Annotated in this window: 8 protein-coding genes and 1 pseudogene; 3 read left to right on the forward strand and 6 right to left on the reverse strand. The window is 43.3% G+C overall.

Annotated features, from left to right (window positions below):
• Positions 1–136: 136 nt before the first annotated feature.
• Positions 137–622: pseudogene (locus ACEW9J_RS02950) on the forward strand (DnaB-like helicase C-terminal domain-containing protein); the annotation flags it as partial.
• Between the two features lie 135 nt (positions 623–757).
• Here ACEW9J_RS02950 and ACEW9J_RS02955 read toward each other — a convergent pair.
• The 6 genes from ACEW9J_RS02955 to rppA all read right to left on the reverse strand — a co-directional run bounded on the left by ACEW9J_RS02955 (position 758) and on the right by rppA (position 5,460).
• Complete coding sequence (locus ACEW9J_RS02955; protein WP_373543654.1) at positions 758–1,420, reverse strand: hypothetical protein; 663 nt, start codon at positions 1,418–1,420, stop codon at positions 758–760.
• Positions 1,421–1,696: 276 nt separating this feature from the next.
• Complete coding sequence (locus ACEW9J_RS02960) at positions 1,697–2,434, reverse strand: IS200/IS605 family accessory protein TnpB-related protein (protein WP_373543655.1); 738 nt, start codon at positions 2,432–2,434, stop codon at positions 1,697–1,699.
• 18 nt (positions 2,435–2,452) lie between these two features.
• Entirely contained in the window at positions 2,453–2,758 is a 306-nt protein-coding gene (locus tag ACEW9J_RS02965; RefSeq protein WP_373543656.1) for a hypothetical protein, read from the reverse strand.
• Positions 2,755–3,090, reverse strand: coding sequence for a hypothetical protein (locus ACEW9J_RS02970; protein WP_373543657.1), 336 nt, complete (start codon positions 3,088–3,090; stop codon positions 2,755–2,757). Before ACEW9J_RS02970 ends, ACEW9J_RS02965 begins: the two co-directional genes overlap by 4 nt.
• A 161-nt stretch (positions 3,091–3,251) precedes the next feature.
• Positions 3,252–4,613 (reverse strand): two-component system sensor histidine kinase RppB, encoded by a 1,362-nt coding sequence (gene rppB, locus ACEW9J_RS02975; protein WP_373543658.1) that lies wholly within the window; start codon positions 4,611–4,613, stop codon positions 3,252–3,254.
• 148 nt (positions 4,614–4,761) lie between these two features.
• Positions 4,762–5,460 carry a two-component system response regulator RppA gene (rppA, locus tag ACEW9J_RS02980; RefSeq protein ID WP_373543659.1) on the reverse strand — a complete coding sequence of 233 codons (699 nt, stop codon included), beginning with the start codon at positions 5,458–5,460 and terminating at the stop codon, positions 4,762–4,764.
• A gap of 272 nt (positions 5,461–5,732) precedes the next feature.
• On the opposite strand from rppA, the gene ACEW9J_RS02985 reads away from it, so the two are divergent.
• Together ACEW9J_RS02985 and ACEW9J_RS02990 are read left to right on the forward strand one after the other, a co-directional pair.
• Positions 5,733–6,416 (forward strand): DUF305 domain-containing protein, encoded by a 684-nt coding sequence (locus ACEW9J_RS02985; RefSeq protein ID WP_373543660.1) that lies wholly within the window; start codon positions 5,733–5,735, stop codon positions 6,414–6,416.
• 84 nt (positions 6,417–6,500) lie between these two features.
• The gene (locus tag ACEW9J_RS02990) at positions 6,501–6,761 is read left to right on the forward strand and encodes a glutaredoxin domain-containing protein (RefSeq protein WP_373543661.1); all 261 of its coding nucleotides are present in this window, start codon (positions 6,501–6,503) and stop codon (positions 6,759–6,761) included.
• Positions 6,762–7,244 lie beyond the last annotated feature (483 nt).

Raw genomic sequence — 7,244 nt, forward strand, 5'->3', positions numbered from 1 at the left:
TTCGCTTGCTCATCCACCCGACTACTCGCCAAGAGCTGCGCTTGTTGGATTCTAGTCGGGTGGAATCGTTTGCTCACGCGCCTTTCATCCCACACCAAGCGGGTACGCTATGGTGTGGGGATTCCCATCTGGGTAGCTAAAGCAATTACCGTTAATTATTGACGATACTCCTGCCAGTATTCAAAATCCCTCACGAATGCGCTCTGTGCTGCGACGGGTGAAGTCGGAGCGCGGTGGTTTGGGATTGGTGGTAATGGACTACATTCAAAAGCTAGGAGATAGAGCCGCAGGTAATCGAGCGCAAGCAGTGGGTAAACTTTCTGGAGCTTTCAAGGATATCGCCAAGGAGTTTGATGTGCCGTTCGTGGCATTGGCGCAGGTGAATCGAGGTGTGGAGAGTCAGTCTAATAAGCGTCCTGGGATGGCTGATATCAAAGACAGTGGTGATATCGAGCAGGATATGGACGTTGGACTGTTACTGTATCGAGAGGAGTACTATGACGCTCAGACGGCGGCTAGAGGGCTGATGGAGATTAATGTGGCTAAGAATCGGAATGGGGCTACAGGAACTTGTCAGGTGGAGTTTGAACCCACTGTGGGTGGATTTAGGGACAAAAGGTAGCAAAATCTATTGATAATTGTCGTCTAACTACTGAAATTAGCGGCATCAGAAAGCTTGAACCGAAATATAAATATCTCGGCGATCTGTTCACTGTATTTGATTTGCTGGCTGACCCCTAAGAAGCTAGAAATAAGACTACTTTTCTGCAACCTCTGGCACACTGCCTTGCTGCCAAAATTTTAATTTGTTAGCTAATCGTCCTATCGTCTGCCCAATTTTCCATTTACTTCTATTGAGGTAAATTAATCCCCAAATTGCTCCTACGATAGCCATTAGACACCAAACAATGGCTCCAACTAAGAATAAACCTGTATTGAGCGATACAAGTAATGGTCCAAAAACAACTGTCAACAATGTCAAGACCTTAACAAAGACTCCTCCTAGTCGCAGTAAATAGTTTGCAGATTCAACGAACCATCCAATAACTTGTCTAGGTAGCGTCCAGAATAACCAGATAAAGGCTTTTTGAAGAAAGTACGTTGCTTCTTGAATTACTTTCCAAATAAAATTAAATATATTGCTAAATACTGACGTTAAAGCATTTCCTATCCATTTAGGTAGCTTTTGGAAAGTCAATACAAAGATTCCTCTAATCGCCCTATCTAAGCGATCTGACAACCAGTCAAGATCGTCATTATGTACTTCTTTATGGCTGGATACTGATACGTCATCAGTGTGTACTTCTTTATGGCTGGATACTGATACATCATCAGTGTGTACTTCTCTATCGCTGGGTACTGATACGTCATCAGTTTGTACTTCTCTATCGCTGAGTTGCTCTTTATCCTTACTGTCCATAATAGTTACCTACCTTAGAAAACACTAATAGCTTGTCACTGCTAGAGATAGCATTCCCCGAATTAAAGACTTAGTAACAATACAGCCGTCATAGTATGGTCTTACAATCTTCCAACGCCTATTTCAAGAAAATGCCCAGCCTCATAGTGATTTAACAGTATTTCAAGATCGTGTTCGCGCTACATTCAATCTTCCAGTAGAATGATTATTGGGATTAGAATGTGACGTTGTAGAATTAGTCTATAGCGTCATTGCCTTACTAGGTAAAGTTTTTAGCTATTTTAAACGACATAAACCATTGCAATCAGCGTTGATATATTGATTGTTGGCGGTACGATACAATCCTCGCTTTACTCGCTTGCCGCTTTGTTGCCACCCATCGGGTTTCGCACCGATAGTAGGTAGCACATCAAGATCGACAAACGAGGCTTTAGATGTATATGATTCTTCGGTTTCGACAAACTTAATTCCGTATGTTTCTGCTAGCTGGGCAATACGATCTTTAAGTCTGCCTGTAGGGATCTGAACGAATTTCTGATTAGTCTTTGCGCCCATATTAGCTGAATCTTTCTGACCTTTGTTCCAGCCAAACACGATCGTTTTAATTTGATTGTCGAGGCAATGATTGATAATTAACCTAGCTGCTTTGTTAACAGCGTCTCTGACTTGTCTATTTCGCTTTTCGGTACGGTAGTTAGGTAGTCGAGGTCTTTGGTCTAACTTTCCACTAAAGGATAGCTTTCTCAAGGCTTTGAAAGATTGGAAAGACTCAGCTACAGATGTTAAGGTAGCTTGCCCAACGTGCGAGTACAAAGCTTTAAAATGAGGATTAGTTTTGAGTAGTTTATTAAGGTCGTATCGATGTGCAATTTGACCCGTCTTGAGATAGAGTTGGCGACAATAATAAATAGCACAATTAGCTAATTTATTAGATTCTTGACAGACAAACTCTAGCACAGCTTTAAGCTTGAGATCTGGGATAATCAATATCTGTTGGCATCCGTAACTAGGCATCTTCTTTGTACTCCCTAACTATTCTGCGAATGGTGCCAGAAAGGCTGATACCCCACTTAGCCGCAAGTTGTTCGAGTTTATGCCTTTCGACTTCTGACGATCTTGGGGATAAATATCCTGATTGTACATATCTAAGATGTGGACGGTGCGATCGGGATTCTCCAGGGGAGAGACTACGCCAGCGAAAGTCCGCGCTAAACCATTACCCTGATGAGCATCGAGATCGATAATTGCAATTGAGTCGGCGGCGGTAAGTTGCCCAAATTGGCGGAGGCTGGCAATCGCGATCGAGGCAACCACACATAGATTTTGACACTCACTCAAACTCTCCAGAATGTAATCACCAATCCACCTGTGACAATTAAAGCACCTCCGACCCAGATCGAAATGCTAGGTATTTGACCGAATCCAAAATAATTAATTAATTGAGCCACCAGAAAAAATAGGGTGACGTAAACCCCCAATAACTTGCCAAAATCCCAAGGAGGCAAGTTCACCACAATTCCGTAGCCCAATAGTGTCAAGCCACCCAGCAAGATAAATTCAACTTGCTGTACCAGCCCGCGACTTTGCAAACCCTTTCGCACCAACGCATCGCCCCCAGCTTCCAAGACAGCCGCACCTAACAAAATTAAAAATACTAGTCCTTGACTCACTGAGGTTGCTCCCGTCACAATCATATTATCCTCCCATCGATCGAGAAAATAATATTGTTATCTGTGTGACTATTTTTGAATGCTCGTGGGCGATCGATCGCTTGATAGTTTGAGAGAATAACTCAACTAATTACGCTCTTTTAAAGCTAAACTGGTGTAACTTAAGTCTTCTGGGTTTTAACAGGCAACCGAACTGTAAATTTACTACCCACATCTAGCTGACTCTCAGCATGGATGCTACCGTGGTGCGCTATGACGATCGCCCGCACGATCGCTAAACCCAATCCCGTTCCGCCTGTGATATTAGATCGATCGGTTTGCACCCGATAAAAGCGAGCGAAAATATGCGGCAAATCCACCGCAGCAATCCCGATCCCATTATCTTGGATCGTGACGATCGCGTTACGCTCTAAAGATTCTAAGCCAATTGTGACTACTCCACCCGCAGGGGTATATTGAATCGCATTATTAATCAAATTAGCGATCGCTTGGTAAAGTCTGTCACTATCGCCGATAACATCGAGTCGCTGATTAGTAAGGATTTCTAACCGCAGATCGATCGCAGCGATAACCGCCAGAGGAGCTAATTCTTCTTCTAAATCACTAACTAAATCATTTAAACAACATACTCGATCGCGTACGGGTAATTGTTTTGCTTCCAACCGCGATAGCCATAATAAATCCTCCGCCAGACGACTGAGATGGTAAACTTGACGCGGGGCAATTTCCAAATTATTACGGGTTTCTGGCGCGATGACAGCGGCATCTAGAGTACTTTCTACAGCTATTCGCGCCACAGCCAAGGGCGTTCTAAGTTCGTGAGCGGCATCGGCGGTAAACTGTTGGATCTGTTGATAAGATTGATAAATTGGCTGCATTGCCAATCCTGACAACCACCAACTTACCCCACTAATTAATAACATCGCCAGTGGTACACCAAAAATCAAAATTAGATGAAGACTATTCATGTATTCATCTAAATGATGGAAAGATTGAGCGACTTGGAGATAACCCCAGTCTTGCCCCTGGAGCATCGTTTTGAGTCGAAGTGTATGAATATGATAGCGTTCGCCTCGATCGTCGGTAATAGTCTCCCAGTGTATCGTTGGCATCTCATTCCCCGTTGGAACGCGAACTATGAACTTGTTTTGTGCCTCCCCTAAAGTCGCGATCGTGCGACCTTTTAGGTTTAATAATCGGATATAGTAACCTTGTTTTTGAGTCAGCTCGGCAATCTTAGAATCGGGTTTAGAGATCGAACATTCCCCATCTACTATACACAATCCTGGTAATAAATTCATCGCCGACCGATTGACTATTTCCGGTTGTTCTAGCACCGCTTCAAGACTATCATGAATGGTACCTACTAATGTATTCAATTCTCGATCGACTGTCCGAGAAAATGCGCGAATCATTACTAAATGAATCGCGCAGCCAGATGTTAGTGCGATCGAGCCAATCACGATCGCATAAAAGCCAGTTAGTTGAATACGGGTACGATTAAATAGTCTGTTCTGATGCACTTTTAATAATTGATAATTGATATTACCAATGTTCAGGGGTTTAAAGCCCTACTCTAAAAACCTCGCTTTCTTGATTCGCTCTCTTGTCTGGCTAAACCCTCGCAAAGCCGTAGACGAGCGAAGCGAGCCGCTGTCAACTGTCAACTCTTCACTTATGAATAGAATTCAGCCGATAACCAAATCCGCGTACAGTTTCAAGTGAATTTGCACAGCCAGCTTCAGCCAACTTCTTCCGCAATAGCCGAATTTGGGCGGCGACAACATTACTCGCCGACTCCGAATCAAACGACCAAATCCGATGGCGAATTTGGTCGTGAGTTAGGGTACGATCGGGATGTTGCATCAGATATTCCAATAGTTGAAATTCCTTGGCTGTCAACCCCGTCGAGTGTTCCTTATCCTGTTTATCGGTAATGACGAGTGCATTATTACCATAGTCTAGCCGGAGATTTCCTAGTTGCAACCTGTCGGGTTGAAATGTCGGGGCGCGACGTTGCAGGGCGCGAAGTCTGGCGAGTAGCTCTTCCATCCCAAATGGTTTAACCAGATAGTCATCGGCTCCAGCATCCAGCCCAGTAATTTTATCCTCCATCCGATCTCGTGCCGTCAACATCAGAATGGGAATAGTATACTTTTGGGATCGTAACCGCTGACAGAGTTCGACTCCAGATATTTTGGGCAACATCCAATCGATAATCGCCAGCGAATAGATATCTCTGTCGTAGCTTAGATACTCCCAGCCCGATTTACCATCGACAGCCCAATCGACGACATATTGATGATGTGAGAGACTGGTTTGGATGATGGCACCTAAATCTGGTTCATCTTCGATTAGTAAAATTTTCATACTCGATCGCTATCATCCCCCAACTATACTTGGCACGGTCATAATTTGAGGTTAGGGTGTGGGGTGTGGGGTGTGGGCTGTCGGGTATGGGCTGTCGGGTATGGGGACATTATCGATAGATCGTGTTTTTATCAAAAGCGCAAGCTTTGACCGTGCCAAGTATAGATGAAATTAACGTGAAATCTCGACTCTAACTATTTCATCTTAATTTCATCTCATCCCGTTAAAATTGGAGTAATACTAAAAATACTATTTCCCCCATCAGTAATATTATGAATCCTAAAATGCGATTAATCACACCGATGGCGATCCTATTCGGATCGATCGGGATCGCTTCCCTCGCGATTGCTGGTTTAACAATTCACCGTTCCAATTCCAACCTTGCTCAAACTAATGGTGGTATGAATCATGGCGGGATGATGAAGCAGGGGGGCATGATGAATCATAATATGGATGTCGGCCCTGCGGATGCTAACTACGACTTACGTTTCATTGATAGTATGTTACCCCATCATCAGGGTGCTTTAGTCATGGCTCAATCGGCTATCCAAAAATCCAAACGCCCCGAATTAGTTAAATTTGCCAAAAATATCATCACCGAGCAGAAGCAAGAAATTGCCCAGATGCAACAGTGGCGTAAGCAATGGTATCCCACAGCATCAGCAACACCGACGATGTGGCACACGGAAATGAATCATGAAATGCCCATGACAACCGCGCATAAAGAGTCAATGATGATGAATATGTCCCTGGGTGAAGCCGATGCCCGATTCGACAAAAGATTTCTCGATGCGATGATTCCTCATCATCAAGGTGCCGTCACAATGGCGAAAGATTCATTAAAAAAATCTAAACGTCCACAGTTACAAAAACTCGCTCAAAATATCATTGCATCCCAACAGGCAGAAATCAGTCAAATGACTCGATGGCAGCAGCAATGGTATGCAAATAAGTAGTTGAAATTTGGCTAGTCTGATGTGTATATTGGTCGATAAGTGCTGAATTACATACTCATTCTCAAGCTTTGCTAGATATAGATTATGACTCAGATCGATCCCAGCTCCTGTCAGATTAAGCTATATCGGATGTCTACTCCAGAACACGTATGCCCGTGGGGACTCAAAGCGGTAAAACTATTTGAAGATTGTGGCTTAAATTTTGAGGATATTAAGTTAGAATCACGGGCACAAGTCGATGAATTCAAACAAAAATATCAAGTGGCGACTACGCCCCAAATTTTCTTCGATCGCGAACGCATTGGTGGCTATGAAGATTTAGCCGAATGCCTCAAAATGAGCTGAGTTCATTGGGTTTTATCTGAATGTACGAGATCGATAGATGCAGTTCAGCGATCGATGTTATTTTTATCTGTCAGTATTTTAAAAAGTAGGATGCTCCCGACTCGATGATTCAGCGATGTTGCTAGTTGTAAGTAGTTGTATTTTGGCGATCTAGCCAAGGTAAAATCAGGCTTTTTCATGCTACTTTTGCGAAGTGCGGAATGTGGGTTTAAATAATTTCCGCTTCACTCCAATTATTCAAATAAGCATTACTTATCACCAAAAGGGAAGGAGACCCGAGTTGTGCTCCCAAGTGCTGCTGACACTCTAAATTCTCACCTCGAAGAAATTTGCAATTACTTTATTATACTCTAAACGGTTAAGATCTGGACTTTTGCAAAAGATTGAAAATTGAGTGTTAATAGGCTGTCTAGCTTTTCTTTCCGGTCTGTATTCGCGGTGCCGATACAGGTGGAAATTTCCGCTTTAAAATCAGCAAAATTC

It is taken from the genome of Chamaesiphon sp., from assembly GCF_041737865.1.
Taxonomy (GTDB): domain Bacteria; phylum Cyanobacteriota; class Cyanobacteriia; order Cyanobacteriales; family Chamaesiphonaceae; genus Chamaesiphon.

Bases quoted from the DNA above. Each gene is read 5' to 3' on its own strand.
- ACEW9J_RS02955 (WP_373543654.1), bottom strand. From the start codon at position 1,420: ATGGACAGTAAGGATAAAGAGCAACTCAGCGATAGAGAAGTACAAACT.
- ACEW9J_RS02960 (WP_373543655.1), bottom strand. From the start codon at position 2,434: ATGCCTAGTTACGGATGCCAACAGATATTGATTATCCCAGATCTCAAG.
- rppA (WP_373543659.1), bottom strand. From the start codon at position 5,460: ATGAAAATTTTACTAATCGAAGATGAACCAGATTTAGGTGCCATCATC.
- ACEW9J_RS02985 (WP_373543660.1), top strand. From the start codon at position 5,733: ATGAATCCTAAAATGCGATTAATCACACCGATGGCGATCCTATTCGGA.
- ACEW9J_RS02990 (WP_373543661.1), top strand. From the start codon at position 6,501: ATGACTCAGATCGATCCCAGCTCCTGTCAGATTAAGCTATATCGGATG.